This window comes from Cystobacter fuscus (assembly GCF_002305875.1).
In the GTDB taxonomy this organism is placed as follows: domain Bacteria; phylum Myxococcota; class Myxococcia; order Myxococcales; family Myxococcaceae; genus Cystobacter; species Cystobacter fuscus_A.
Genome location: NZ_CP022098.1, coordinates 7,008,645 through 7,022,674, shown reverse-complemented (window position 1 = coordinate 7,022,674; position 14,030 = coordinate 7,008,645). Strand labels below are relative to the sequence as shown.

10 protein-coding genes are annotated in these 14,030 nt (G+C 69.1%); 9 read left to right on the top strand and 1 reads right to left on the bottom strand.

The window, feature by feature from the left end:
* Positions 1-483 precede the first annotated feature (483 nt).
* The 6 genes from CYFUS_RS28555 to CYFUS_RS28530 all read left to right on the top strand — a co-directional run bounded on the left by CYFUS_RS28555 (position 484) and on the right by CYFUS_RS28530 (position 6,960).
* Positions 484-1,599: a polysaccharide deacetylase family protein gene (locus tag CYFUS_RS28555; RefSeq protein ID WP_232537839.1), complete on the top strand. Its 1,116-nt coding sequence runs from the start codon at positions 484-486 to the stop codon at positions 1,597-1,599.
* Positions 1,596-3,110, top strand: coding sequence for an oligosaccharide flippase family protein (locus tag CYFUS_RS28550; protein ID WP_198316133.1), 1,515 nt, complete (start codon positions 1,596-1,598; stop codon positions 3,108-3,110). Before CYFUS_RS28555 ends, CYFUS_RS28550 begins: the two co-directional genes overlap by 4 nt.
* 112 nt (positions 3,111-3,222) lie before the next feature.
* A complete protein-coding gene (locus CYFUS_RS28545; protein WP_095988101.1) occupies positions 3,223-3,753 on the top strand; it encodes a serine O-acetyltransferase in 531 nt (176 codons plus the stop codon).
* Between the two features lie 20 nt (positions 3,754-3,773).
* Entirely contained in the window at positions 3,774-4,832 is a 1,059-nt protein-coding gene (locus CYFUS_RS28540) for a glycosyltransferase family 4 protein (RefSeq protein ID WP_095988100.1), read from the top strand.
* Positions 4,819-6,021 carry a glycosyltransferase gene (locus tag CYFUS_RS28535; protein ID WP_095992282.1) on the top strand — a complete coding sequence of 401 codons (1,203 nt, stop codon included), beginning with the start codon at positions 4,819-4,821 and terminating at the stop codon, positions 6,019-6,021. Before CYFUS_RS28540 ends, CYFUS_RS28535 begins: the two co-directional genes overlap by 14 nt.
* A 165-nt stretch (positions 6,022-6,186) precedes the next feature.
* A complete protein-coding gene (locus CYFUS_RS28530) occupies positions 6,187-6,960 on the top strand; it encodes an alpha/beta hydrolase (RefSeq protein WP_095988099.1) in 774 nt (257 codons plus the stop codon).
* A gap of 21 nt (positions 6,961-6,981) precedes the next feature.
* Here the strand turns inward: CYFUS_RS28530 and CYFUS_RS28525 are convergent, their stop codons facing one another.
* Positions 6,982-8,145, bottom strand: a complete 1,164-nt coding sequence (locus CYFUS_RS28525) for an ATP-grasp domain-containing protein (protein WP_095988098.1) — start codon at positions 8,143-8,145, stop codon at positions 6,982-6,984.
* Positions 8,146-8,387: 242 nt separating this feature from the next.
* Between CYFUS_RS28525 and CYFUS_RS28520 the strand changes: the two genes are divergently transcribed.
* The 3 genes from CYFUS_RS28520 to CYFUS_RS28510 are packed head-to-tail and all read left to right on the top strand — an operon-like array spanning position 8,388 to position 14,013.
* Positions 8,388-9,506 carry an efflux RND transporter periplasmic adaptor subunit gene (locus CYFUS_RS28520; RefSeq protein ID WP_157758706.1) on the top strand — a complete coding sequence of 373 codons (1,119 nt, stop codon included), beginning with the start codon at positions 8,388-8,390 and terminating at the stop codon, positions 9,504-9,506.
* Positions 9,507-9,523: 17 nt separating this feature from the next.
* Positions 9,524-12,718, top strand: a complete 3,195-nt coding sequence (locus CYFUS_RS28515; protein WP_095988096.1) for an efflux RND transporter permease subunit — start codon at positions 9,524-9,526, stop codon at positions 12,716-12,718.
* Positions 12,715-14,013, top strand: coding sequence for a TolC family protein (locus tag CYFUS_RS28510; protein WP_095988095.1), 1,299 nt, complete (start codon positions 12,715-12,717; stop codon positions 14,011-14,013). Before CYFUS_RS28515 ends, CYFUS_RS28510 begins: the two co-directional genes overlap by 4 nt.
* The last annotated feature ends 17 nt before the right edge of the window (positions 14,014-14,030 follow it).

Here is a 14,030-nt window from a genome sequence, read left to right as displayed (position 1 = left end):
GGCTGCCTGGACAGGGGACGGGACCGCGCGGTCACGAGGGCTCCCCGTAGGGGCAGGAGATCGCCCTGGGAGGGCACTTTCCTCGCCCTGGGGTCCTCCCTACATCCGCCTACGAAGTGGAAGTTTTTTCAGATCTCGAGACAGAGGTCTTCAGCCCTCCTGGCCCCACCAGCAGGCGGCCAGCCATGCGAGGTACCCCTTGTCTTCGGCGGAACGCATGCTCTTTCCGGCCGAAGACACCTCACTTGCGCCGATCTTTCCGCGTGAACTTCATGGCGAGAGAACGGACTTACCCTTCTCGATGACTCGCTTGCCCGGCGTGAGAGGGCCCCGTGGATGGCACACCGCGTGCAAACCATCCGGGGCGAGAAGCATGCGGCGTCATCTGGAGAGGAATCAGCGATGGACATGCGAGGGGTTGTTCGGAGGGCGATGAAGTCCGCGGCGGCCGGGGTGTTGCACCACAGTGGGTTGCGCAAGGCGCTGGCGGCCTACCGGCGGCATCAGTCGGGTGGGCGGCGCATTCTCATCGTCAGCTACCACCGGGTGGTGGAGGACTTCTTTGGTGAGCTGCAGCGCTCCATTCCGGGGTTGCTCATCTCCCAGGAGACGTTCCGGCGGCACCTGGAGGGCCTGTCGGCGGCGGGCTACAAGTTCGCGACCCTGGGTGAGGCGCTGGACGTGATGTCGGGGGCGCGCACCGCGCACGACGACCTGTGCGTCGTCACCTTCGACGATGGCTACCGGGACGTGTACCGCTACGCCTATCCCGTCCTGAAGGAGATGGGCGTGCCGGCCATCACCTACCTGCCGGCGGATCTCATCGGCACCAATTACCGCTTCAACCATGATCGGCTCTTCCACCTGGTGCACAGCGTCCAGGCCAAGGGCTATCAGCCGCTGTTCGACGTGCTGCCCGAGCCGGCCGCGGGGCTGATGGTGGAGGTGATGTCCGGGCGCAAGCGCCTGTCCGCGGCGCTCGATGACTTCATCGGCGTGCACTCCTCGGCCACGCTCATGGACACCATCCGCGCGCTGGAGGAGCGGCTCGGTCCGGACGCGCAGCTGCTGCCCGAGCAGGGCGATCTGATGGACTGGGACGAGGTGCGCACCATGTCGCGGGACGGCTTCGAGTTCGGCGCGCACACGCTCGGCCACGTGGTGCTCACGCACGAGCCGCTCGACGTGGTGGAGCGCGAGGTGCGCGAGTCCAAGGCCGTCATCGAGCGGGAGCTCGGCAAGCCCGTGCGCGACTTCGCCTACTGCAACGGCTGGTACTCGGACGACGTCATCGACGTGCTGATGCGCAACGGCTTCCGCTCGGCCGTCACCACCGAGGACATGAACAACCGCATCGGCGGCAACCCCTTCACCCTCAAGCGCAAGGTGCTGTGGGAGAACTTCAGCGTGGGCGTGACGGGCGGCTACTCGTCGAGCCTCACGGTGTGCCAGCTGGATGACTGCTTCGGCACGCTCGGCATGCGCGAGCCGGTGCTGGGCCGGCGTCCGCAGCGCCTCAAGAAGGAGGGGCAGGAGGTCCTTCCCTCCGGGGCCAACACGGCCAATCCCATCATCATGACGGAAGGAGCCGCCTGGTGAGTGAGAAGTCGGGGTCCGCCGCGCCCGCCGCTTCGTTCATGGGGAAGGCGGGCCCCCTGGTGCTGGCCCGGTTGTTCACCGCCGGGCTGACGCTGTCCATTCCCCTGGTGCTGGCGCGGGTGCTGAGCCTCGAGGAGTACGGCACCTACTACCAGCTCTTCCTCATCGCCACGACGCTCTACTACGTGCTGCCCTTCGGGGTGGTGCAGAGCCTCTACTACTTCCTGCCGCGCGCGGAGGAGAAGCGGCCGTGGCTGGGGCAGACGCTGCTCTTCATGTCCGGCGCGGGGGCGGTGGCCGCGGCGCTGGTGTGGGGACTGCTCGGCCTGGTCGCCAACCATTTCGGCAACCCGGCGCTGCTCGAGCACCGGGGGACACTGGCGCTCTATACCGCCTTCCTGCTCGGCTCCTTCCCGCTGGAGATTTCCCTCACCAGCCAGGGCAGGACGAAGCAGTCGGCAGTCGTCTATCTGGTGTCGGACGCCGTGCGCGCGGCCGCCATGGTGGTGCCGTGCCTGTTGGGCGCCGGCCTGCATGGGATGATGCTGGCGGTGGTGGGCTTCACCTTCCTGCGCTACGTGGCCACGTGGGTGGTGGCGCCGCGGGGAACCACCGGACCGCTGGCGCGCGCGGAGCTGTGGCGTCAGCAGCTCGTCTACGCGGCTCCCTTCGGAGCGGCCATGGCGCTCGCGATTCCGCAGCAGAACGCCCACCTCTACATGGTGGCGGGCGTGGTGAGCCCGGCCCTGTACGCGCTCTACCGCGTGGGTTGCTTCCAGTTGCCCGTGGTGGATCTGCTCTACACGCCCACGAGCGAGGTGCTCATGGTGCGCCTGGGCGAGCTGGAGAAGCAGGGCCGGCTGGAGGAGGGCGTGGGGGCGTTTCGCGAGGCCGCGGGCAAGCTGGCCTTCCTCTTCCTGCCCTTCGCCGCGTTCCTCTTCGCCGCCGCGCCCGAGTTCATCGGGGCGCTGTTCGGCGCGAAGTTCCTGCCCGCCGTGCCCATCTTCCGCGTGAGCGTGGTGGGCGTGGTGCTCGCCATCCTGCCCATGGACGGGGTGCTGCGGGCCCGGGGACACACGCGGGCCATCTTCCTGTCCTACCTCATCAAGGCGGTGGTGACGGTGCCGCTCGTCTGGGTGGGCGTGCGCCAGTTCGGAATGATGGGGGGCGTGGTGTCGTGGGCCCTGGCGGAGCTGGTGGGCAAGTGCTCGCTGCTCGTCCGGGTGCCGGCGGCTTTGTCCACGCCGTCGCTGCGCCTGCGCATCCGCGACATCATTCCCTGGCGCGAGCTGGGCAAGGCGTCGCTCGCCGCGTTCGCCGCCGCCGCGGGAGTCTTCGTGCTGCGCCTGGGGATGGAGCATGCATGGGGTGGTCTGCCCGAGGGCTTCATTTGGAGGACGCTGCCGCTGGCCGTGGCCGGGCTGCTGTTCATGCTGGGCTACGTGGGTGTTCTGTACGCCACGGGTGTGCGGCCTCTCGGGCTGCTCGCGCGTGCCCGCCGCGGCGGGTGATGGCTTCGAGCTTCGACTAGCCGACACCGGGTGGTCCAGGGGGACTCCCGGCCCTCGGGGTCCGTATCTAGCTTGGGGCTCTATTCAACGGGTTCAACAGGGGAGAGGCGTGATGGGGATCGATGCGATGTCGCTGTATCGGCTCGGGCACAAGCTGCATCTGCGGGGTGTGCCTGTTCTTCCCGCGGTGCTGCGCAAGGCCATCCACTTCCTGCATGGCTCGTATCTCCCGCCCGAGGCGGAGATCGGCGAGGGAACGCAGCTGGGCTATGGCGGCATGGGGATCGTCATCCACAAGGACGCGAAGATCGGGCGCCACTGCCTCATCTCGCACCAGGTGACGGTGGGTGGCCGCTCGGGGCTCAAGGATCTGCCGGTGATCGGCGACTACGTGCGCATTGGCGCGGGCGCCAAGATTCTCGGCAACGTGCGCATCGGAGACTTCGCCATCATCGGCGCGAACGCCGTGGTGGTGAAGGACGTGGCGCCCGGCTCGGTGGTGGGTGGCATCCCGGCCCGGGAGATCCGCAAGGATCCGGATCCGCTCGCCACCTACGAGCGGGAGATGGGCCTGCGGCCTCCCATGGCTCGGCGCAACGAGGTGGTGAAGTCCATGCCTCCCGCCTCGTCCGCCACGCGCTAGCGCCCGAGGAGAGCATCCACATGCGAGTGCTCCTCGTTGGCGACTATCCGCCACCGCATGGTGGCGTGGCGGTCCACGTGCGGCAGATGCACGACTCCCTGCGCGAGCGCGGAGTGGAGTCGGTGGTGCTGGACATTGGCAAGGGCGGCCATCCGGCCCCGGGCGTCATCTCCGTGCGCACCCCGGCGCAGTACGCCCGGCGGCTCGCGGGGTTCATCCGCGAGGGGTGGACGGTGCATGTCCACACCAGTGGGAACAACCCGAAGTCGTGGGTGCTCGCGGCCACCGGGGCCCTGCGCGCTCCTGGCTCCAGGCGCGTCATCACCCTGCACTCGGGGCTGTTGCCGGACTACCTGGCCGCATCCCCGTCGCGGCGGGCGTTCGCGCGCCTGGTGCTCATGGGCTACTCCCACGTGGTGGCCGTGTCCGAGGCGGTGCGCGCGGCGCTCGTGCGCTGCGGAGTCCCCGGAGAGAAGATCCTCGTGTACCCGGCCTTCTGCGGCTCGCAGGTACGTCCGGGCGAGGTGACGCCGGCGATCCAGGCGGCACGCGAGCGCCGTCGGGTGCTGCTGGCCATGGCGCACCATCCCTCGCCCGTCTACGGACGCGGGTTGATGTTCCGTGCGCTGCGCCAGCTCGCGGACGCGCGGCCCGGCGTGGGGCTCGCGGTGTTCGGACCGGGAACGCATTCCGAGGAGTTCCAGCGGGATGCCCGGGAGCATGGGGTGGAGTCGCTCCTGGAGAACCTGGGAGAGCTGGCGCACCCGGAGGCGCTCGCGTTGATCGCGCGCTGCGACGCCTTCATCCGGCCCACCACGCATGACGGGGATGCCATCTCCGTGCGCGAGGCGCTGGCGCTGGGCGTGCCGTGCGTGGCGAGCGACGTGTGCGCCCGGCCCGAGGGGGTCACCACCTTCCGCGCGGGCAGCGCGGAGGACCTGACCCGGCGGGTGTTGCATGCCCTGGAAGCCGGACCCGCGCGGGTGGTGTCGCCCGATGCCGGACCGGTCTTGATGAAGCTTTACGGTGATTTGACTCAATCGACGAGTGTCGGAGGCGAGCTACATGCGGCGCAGTGAGGAAATGGATCTGGCCCGCCGGGCCCTTCGTGGCAGGGATCTGGTGGTGTTCTCGAACGACTGGGATGGGGATCCGCTGTCGAAGGTCCACATCATGCGCATCCTCTCACGCGACAACCGCGTGCTCTGGGTGAACAGCATTGGCAACCGTGCGCCCAAGGCGAACGCGCACGACGTCAAGCGCATCTGGAACAAGCTGGCGAAGTTCACCGAGGGCGTGCGCGAGGTGGAGCCCAACCTCTTCGTGCTCGCGCCGCTGGCGGTGCCCTTCTACGGCTCGGAGGCGGTGCGCGCGTTGAACCGCTCGCTCTTGCGCGCCCAGGTGCAGCGCGCCATGCGCCAGCTGCACTTCAAGCGGCCCATCTCCTGGTCCTTCCTGCCGGCCTCGGCGCCGGTGTCCGGACGGCTGGGCGAGGAGTTCGTCGTCTACCACTGCGTGGACGAGTTCTCCGCCTTCAGCGACACCAATGGGCGCCACATCGCGGAGATGGAGCAGCAACTGCTCAAGCGCGCCGACCTGGTCATCACCTCGGCCGAGCGGCTGCGGGAGAACAAGGCACGCGTCAACCCGAGCACGGTGCTGGTGCGCCACGGCGTGGACTTCAACCACTTCGTCAAGGCCTGTGACGCGTCCACGCCCATTCCGGCGGACATCGCGAACCTGCCCAAGCCCATCCTGGGCTTCTTCGGGCTGGTGGCCGACTGGGTGGACACCGAGGCGATCGCCGCGGCGGCCAAGGCGCACCCCGAGGGCTCGGTGGTCATCATCGGCAAGGTGGCGCCGGACGTGGATCCCTCGGCGCTCAAGGCCCTGCCCAACGTGCACTTCCTCGGCCGCAAGTCCTACTCGGAGCTGCCCGGCTACTGCCGCGCCTTCGACGTGGCGCTCATGCCCTTCCGGGTGAACGAGCTCACGCTCAACGCCAACCCGCTCAAGGTGCGCGAGTACCTGGCGGCCGGCCTGCCGGTGGTCTCCTCGGACATCCCCGAGGTGCGCAAGGTGGGGTTGTGCAAGCTGGCCACGGACGAGGCGGACTTCGTGCGGAAGATCGACGAGTGCCTCGCCGAGGGCGCGGGCCCGTCCCGTGAGCGCGCCGAGCGCATCCGCCACGAGAGCTGGGAGGCCAAGGTGGAGGAGATCCGCCAGTATGTGGGCGAGGCCATGCTGAAGGCCGGACGCGGGCTGTAGGCCTCCGGTCCCCAGGGGAACATCAGGGGCACATCGGTTCCCGCCGCGCGCCGCCTCCCGAGGCAATGGGGGGCGGTGGCGCGGTTTTTCCGTGCTCGGGAGTGATGGCGGGAGGGGGCGAGTCCGCCTAGTATGGCGCTTCGCGGCAATCGGCCGGAATCGTCAATGGGCTACGTCCACATCATCCGAGACTTCACATCGCCCCAAGAGGGGATTTCCCGCACCGTGCGCATCTACACCCCGGACGCGTATGACCACGCGCCGGAGCGGCGCTTTCCGGTGCTCTACATGCACGACGGGCAGAACGTCTTCGCCCACCCCGAGTCGGCCATCTACGAGACGTGGTGTGCCAACGCCACCCTGGATGCGCTCGTGGCCGAGGGGCGGGTGGAGCCGTGGATCATCGTCGCCGTGGACTCCACGCACAACCGGCTCTCCGAGTACTCGCCCTGGGACGAGCCGCGCAGCCACGTGCGGGCGAGCGGCGACGCCTACGTGCGCTTCGTCACCCAGACGCTCAAGCCCTACGTGGAGTCCGTCTACCGCACCCGCTCGGGCCCCGAGTGGACGGCCGTCATGGGCTCGTCGCTGGGGGGTCTCATCTCCCTGTACATGGGCTGGCGGCACCCGGAGCTGTTCGGCCGCATCGGTGGCCTGTCGCCCTCGGTGATGTGGGGGTGGAGCCGCTTCTTCTCCGAGTGGACCCGGCACACCCGGCGCTGGTCGCGCATCTACCTGGACGCCGGCCAGTACGAGACGGTGGATCCCGTGGGCTACGTCATGCGCTACGGCGAGGCCACGCGCGACTTCTACCACCACCTCAAGGGCCTGGGGTACGGCGAGCACGAGCTGGCACTCGTGCTCGAGCCGGAGGGCCACCACCACGAGCGGGACTGGCAGCGCCGGCTCCCTCTCGCGATGAACTGGCTGTTGAGCTGAGGCGCCGCGCGGACGGCTCGTTCAGTTCCGGGCCTGGACGAGCCGCATCGCCTCGCGCATCGCCTCGAGGTCCTGGTGCCGGGTGAGGTACATCTCGTCGCCCAGGGCGCTGGTGAAGACGGAGGGCAGGGTGGCGTGCTGCAGGAGCGTCTCGCCCAGGCGTGCCACCACCTCCGAGTGCCCATAGCGGTAGGTGCGGCCGGTGCGCCGGGCGATGTGACACACGTGGTACTTGGGCTCGTAGTGAAATCCGCGCAGGTCCTCGCCGGTGATGAGGCGGGCCCACAGCCGGTACACGTCCGTGTCCCCCGCGTAGTTCATCATGTCCACCACGAAGGCGCCGGGGGGCCGCAGGTTGGCCTCGAGCGCGACGAAGCTGCCGTCCGCGAGGCGGAAGAACTCCAGGTGGAACCAGCGCTCGCGCAGGCCGAGCGCCTCCACCATCTTGCGCCCCATGGCGTCGAGCGCCGGGGGCAGCTGCCGGTGGCTCCAGATGGCCAGGTCGCGCTGCTCGAGCACGGACTCCATGATGCCGTCGCTGTACTCGTGGCTGGTGGTGAAGACGATGTGGCCGTTGCCGTCCACGAGCCCGTCATAGGTGACGATGGTGCCCTTGACGAAGGACTGGGCCACATAGCCGGTGAGCGGCGGCCCGCGGAAGGCCTCGTCCACCTCCGCCTCGCTGGACACCTTGAAGGTGCGCGCGGCGCCCACGCCCACGTCCGGCTTGAGCACGAGCGGGTAGCCCACGCGGCGGGCGAAGTCCTTCACCTGGGCTGCGTCGCGCACGGCGGTGGCGTCGGGGTGGGGCAGGCCCGCCTGCTTGAACAAGTCATGCATGCCCAGCTTGGAGCGCAGCCGGGCGATGTCCGCGGGCAGCAGGCCCGGGACGTGGAAGGCCTCGCGCAGGTGCGCCTCCACCTCCAGCCACGTCTCGTTGAGCGAGTCGATGCGGTGGATGCGGCCGTGCCGCCAGGTGAAGTAGCCCACGGCGCGCACCAGCGCCTCGGTGTCGTGGAGGTTGGGGGTGAAGAAGTACTCCGACAGCGACTCGCGCAGCTCCCGACGCAGGGCATCGTAGGGGCAGTCCCCCAGTCCCAGGACGTTGACGCCCCGTTCGCGCAAGGCGGCCACGAAGTGGAAGAAGTGGGGCGGGAACTGGGGCGAGATGAAGACGACGTTCATGGCGGGCCCTTGACGGCGACTCCTTCGGAGGGGGGAAGGGCGCACGATACCCGACTTTTTCCAGTCTTACAGAGCAGAGTTGACGCGAGGCGGCATGTCCGCCGGCTCGCTCCCCGGCGCCTGCCCGCTCGCGAGTTACCGAGACTTGACACTCCCTTGGGGCCAGCGTTAGTTAGTTTCCCGTTACTAACTATCTCGGCCGAGGAGCTGTCCTGATGGGCAGGGCCTGCGGGAGTGACGGTATGCGGAAGCTTCATCTTCATCGGCAGGGCAGGACGTTCCAGGGCGTGGTCGTGGGCGGGCTGGTGCTGACGTTGGGCGCGGGCTGTGGGACGCGGGTGGACGCGGCGGAGAACAAGCCCGGCGCCGCGGCGCGTCAAGCCGCCGCGGAGACCGCGGTGAAGGCGGACACGGTGCCGGTGGGCGAGCAGAAGGTGCCGCGCTTCCTCACGCTCACCGGCTCGCTGTTGGCCAACGAGGACTCGGACGTGGCCGCGGGGGTGACGGGCAAGGTGCTGTCCGTGCACGTCGAGCGCGGCAGCGTGGTGAAGAAGGGGGACGTGCTGGCGAAGCTGGACGCGCGCGCGTCCTCCGCCAGCCTCGAGGAGGCGCGGGCGCAGGTGGTGCAGGCCAAGAGCCAGCAGGTGCTGGCCAACGCCGACTGCGAGCGCAACGAGAAGCTCTTCGCCAGCGGCACCATCTCCGCGGCGGATCATGATCGCGCCCAGGCGCAGTGCCGCAACGCGGCGGCCCAGGTCTCGGGCACCCAGGCGCGCCTGGCCATGCTGGAGATCAACGTGGCGGACGCCTCCATCCGCGCGCCCTTCGACGGCGTGGTGGCCGAGCGCGTGGTGTCCGTGGGCGAGTACGTACAGCCGCCCTCGAAGATCGTGACGCTGGTGTCGTTGGATCCGCTGCGCCTGCAGCTGTCGGTGCCGGAGGCCTCGGCGGCGTTCATCCAGAAGGATCAGCCGGTGGAGTTCACCCTCACGGCGGCGCCCAACGTGGTGCACAAGGCCAAGGTGACGTACGTGGGCGCGGGCCTGCGCTCGGGCAGCCGGGACCTGGTGGTGGAGGCGCTGGTGCCCAACAAGGATCGCGCGCTGCTGCCGGGCCAGTTCGCCACCGCGCGCGTGCAACTGGGCGAGCAGCCGCTGCCGGTGGTGCCGCGCACGGCGCTGGTGGACGAGGGCGGGCGGCGCAAGCTCTTCGTGGTGAGCGACGGCCGGCTCGAGGAGCGCTTCGTGCAGGTGAGCGAGGGCTCCGGAGACGAGGTGGGGGTGATGGCGGGCGTGCGCGTGGGTGAGCGCGTGGTGGCGGTGGCGCGGCCGGAGCTGCGCGACGGCGTGAAGCTGCAGTAGTCCGAGGGTCTCGATCCATGCAATGGCTCGCCAGTATTTGTGTCCGTAAGCCCGTCCTCGCGTCGGTGCTCATCCTGCTGATCCTCGTGCTCGGCGGCGTCGGCTACTCGAAGCTCACCGTCGATCGTTTCCCCAAGCTGGACTTCCCCACCGTGGTGGTGGTGACGCGTCTGCCCGGCTCCGCCGCCGAGGAGATGGAGACGGACATCACCGACAAGGTCGAGGAGGCGGTCAACACCGTCGCCGGCATCGACGAGCTGTCCTCCATCACGTCCGAGGGCGTCAGCACGGTCATCATCACGTTCGTGCTGGAGAAGGACGTGGACGTGGCCGTGCAGGAAGTGCGCGACCGCATCAACCAGATCTCCTACGAGCTGCCCAAGGACGTGGAGACGCCGATCGTCCAGAAGTTCGATCCGGACGCCGTGCCGGTCATCATCCTGTCGCTGCAGTCCAACCGGCCCGTGCGGGAGATCACCGAGTACGCGGACCGCGTGCTGCGCCGCCGGCTGGAGACGGTGCAGGGCGTGGGACAGGTGTCGCTCATCGGTGGCACCAAGCGCCAGGTGAACGTGTGGCTGGATCCGGTGAAGATGCGGGCGGCGGGAGTGAGCGCGGCGGAAGTGCAGCGCGCCATCGCCGGTCAGAACATGTCGCTGCCGGGCGGCAGCATCGAGACGGGTCCGCAGAACCTCACCCTGCGCCTGCGGGGTCGCGTCACCAGCGTGGAGGAGATGGGGCAGCTCGTGCTGCGCGAGAACGGGGGCAACATCCTGCGCGTGCAGGACGTGGCCCGGGTGGAGGACGGCCAGGAGGAGGCGACGACGGCGGCCCGGCGCGATGGCAATCCGGCGGTGCTGCTGTCCATCCGCAAGCAGTCGGGTGAGAACACCGTGTCGCTCGTGCAGGAGGTGCGCCGGCGCGTGGGCGAGCTCAACGCGACGCTGCCGCCGGGCTACACGCTGGACGTGGTGCGCGACAACTCGGAGACCACCATCACCAGCGTGCACGCGGTGCAGGAGCACCTCATCCTCGGCGCGTTCTTCGCCGCGCTCGTGGTGCTCTTGTTCCTGGGAAGCTGGCGCAGCACCGTCATCTCCGCGCTCGCCATTCCCGTGTCCATCATCGGCACCTTCGGGATGATGCAGATGGCGGGGCTCAACCTGAACACCATCAGCCTCCTGGCGCTCGCGCTCGCGGTGGGCATCGTCATCGACGACGCCATCGTGGTGCTCGAGAACATCCACCGCTTCATCCACGAGAAGAAGCTCAAGCCCTTCCCGGCCGCCATCCTGGCCACCAAGGAGATCGGCCTCGCGGTGCTCGCCACCACGCTGTCGCTCATCGCGGTGTTCCTCCCGGTGGCCTTCATGGGCGGCATCCCCGGGCGCTTCCTGGCCAGCTTCGGCTGGACGATGGCCTTCTCCATCGCCGTGTCGCTGGTGGTGTCCTTCACCCTCACGCCCATGCTGTGCGCGCGCTGGCTGGTGGGCGGCGCGGCGGGGCCCGACCACGGCCATGGCCGCAAGCCGCTGCTCGAGCGCATCACGGACAAGGTCTACATGCCCATCGAGCGCACCTACGAGCGCGCCCTGCGCTGGGTGATGGCGCACCGCTGGGTGGCCGTGGTGGCGTCGGTGGCCGCGCTGGGCTCGTGCGTTCCCCTGGCGAAGTCGGTCCCCGCGGGCTTCCTGCCCAAGAGCGACGAGGCCCAGTTCCAGGTGTCCATCCGCACGCCGGAGGGCACGAGCCTGGAGACGACCCTCCTGGAGGCCGAGCGCGTGGCGCGGGAGATCCGCGAGACGATTCCGGAGACCACCTCCACGCTCGTCACCATCGGTGACAACACGGACAAGACGCCCAACGTGGCGGCGCTCTTCATCAAGATCGTCAACCCGGATCAGCGCAGCGACACCCAGGACGACATCATGAACCGGGTGCGCCGGGACATCACCTCGAAGCTGCCCAAGGAGTACCGGGTGAGCGTGACCAACGCGCCGCTGTTCGGCGGCGGTGGCACCCAGGCCGCGGTGCAGTACGTGGTGCGCGGGCCCGACTTCGACGAGCTGGGCAAGCAGGCCACCCTCCTCATGGAGAAGCTCAAGAGCGTCCATGGCGTGGTGGACGTGGACAGCAACCTCATCATCGGCAAGCCCGAGGTGAGCGCGTACATCAACCGCTCGCGTGCCGCGGACCTGGGCGTGCAGGTGTCCGACGTGGCCGCCACCATGCAGATGGCGGTGGGCGGTCTCGAGGTGTCCAACTACGCCGAGGCCGGCAACCTGTACGACGTGCGGCTGCGCGCCGAGCGCGGTGCGCGTGACAGCATGGAGGCGCTCTCGCAGCTCACCGTGCCTTCCACGCGTCTGGGCACCGTGCCGCTCACGGACGTGGTGAGGCTCGAGCGCGAGGAAGGTCCCTCGCAGATCAACCGCATGAACCGCCAGCGGCAGATCATGATCAGCGCCAACACGATTCCGGGCGTGAGCACCGGCCAGGTCGTCGAGCAGTTCAACAAGCTCATCGCCGACACGAAGCTTCCGCCGGGCTACTCGGCGGCGCCCGCGGGCATGTCGCGTGAGATTGGCCGCACGTTCCAGAACTTCATCGTGGCCTTCGGCATGGCCTTCGTCTTCATGTACCTCATCCTCGCGGCGCAGTTCGGCTCGTGGATCCACCCCATCACCATCCTCCTGTCTCTGCCCCTCACCGTGCCCTTCGCGCTCATCTCCCTGGTCATCTTCAGGCAGCAGCTCGACATGTACTCGATGCTCGGACTGCTGGTGCTCTTCGGCGTCGTGAAGAAGAACTCCATCTTGCAGATCGACCACACCAACCAGTTGCGCGGCGAGGGACTGCCGCGGCTGGAGGCCATCGTCCACGGCAGCAAGGATCGCTTGCGCCCCATCCTGATGACCACGTTGTCCTTCGTGGCGGGCATGCTCCCGCTGCTGTTCTCCCGCGGCGTCGGCGCGAGCTTCAACCAGGCCACCGCCGGCGTGGTGGTGGGCGGTCAGACGCTGTCGCTGGTGCTCACGCTGCTGGTGACTCCCGTGGCGTACTCGCTGATGGATGACGCGTCGGCGTGGTTCAAGCGCAAGTTCGGCTCCAAGCGCACGCCCGAGGAGACGGGCGAGGCGGAGGTGGAGCGGGCCTATGGCGGCGACACCCTCGCCGAGCTGCGCCCGGCGCACGGCAAGGAGGCCGCATGATCTCCCTGCTCACGGTGGTATCCCTCGCCCTGGGGGCCGCTGAAGCCGCCGAGCCCGCGACGCAGCCGGTGCTCACGCTCAACGAGGCCCTCCAGGAGGCGCGCGAGAAGAACCTGGACCTGAAGGTGGCGCGCGCCCGGTTGGATCAGGCCCTGTTGCAGTCGCGCCGGGCCTGGGCCGGCTACCTGCCCACCATCACGGTGGGCGGCAGCTACACGCGCAACTCCGCGGAGGCCGTCTTCGCGCTGCCCGGTGGTGGAGAACCCATCACCATCCAGCCGTATGATCAGCTCGGCGCCCAGGCCGAGGTGCGCCAGGCCATCATCGCGCCGACGCTCTGGCCCGCCATCCGCAACGCGGGCATCGCCCAGGAAGTGTCCACGCTGAACACGGAGTACACGCGCCGGGAGATCCTCTTCGGCGTGGCCCAGGCCTACTTCGGCGCGGCGAGCCTCCAGGAGGCCATCCGCGCCACGCAGTTCCTCCTCGAGGTCAACCAGGCGCGCGAGAAGGACACGCAGATCCGCTTCGACGCGGGCACCGTCACGCGCGTGGCCCTGCTGCGCGCGCAGCTCGACCGGGCGCGCGCCGAGCAGGACCTGGTCCGGGCGCGCAACTCCTATGACTCCGCGCGGCTGGCGCTCGCCACGCTCCTGCAGCGCGAGTCGCCGAACTTCTCCCTGCAACTGCCCGAGGTACCCGAGGTGCCGGCGGTGGACCAGGAGCTCTCCCGCAAGGCGCAGGAGGCGCGTCCGGACGTGCTCGCCGCGCGGCGCAACCTGGATCTCGCGGTGGGCCGCCGCACCGGCGCGTGGTTCGCCTACCTGCCCAATGTGGGCTTCTCGGGTGTCTACCGGTTGACCAACGCCGCGGGCTTCACGGGCCAGGCGGGCACGTGGACGTTGACGCTCAACGGCTCGTGGACGCTGTGGGACGGCGGTCTGCGCGAGGTCGCCCTGCGCGAGGAGTCCGCCCGGGTGGCCGAGGCCTCCGCCCTCCAGACACAGGCGGAGACCAAGGTGACCCAGGAAGTGGCCACGGCGCGGCTGGACTACGACAACGCCCGCTCCAACCTGTCCAAGGCCGAGGAGGCCCTGGCGCTGGCGCGTGAGACGCAGCGGCTCACGGAGATCAGCTTCAAGGCGGGCGTGGCGACGTACCTGGAAGTGGCGGACGCCAACTCCGCGCTGACCAACGCCGAGGTGAGCGCCATCTCCGAGCGCTTGCAGACCTCGCTCGCCGCCCTGCGGCTGCAGCGCGCCGCCGGCCTCTTCGCGGCGGAGGAGAAGGACTGACGTACCCGGGGACTCCG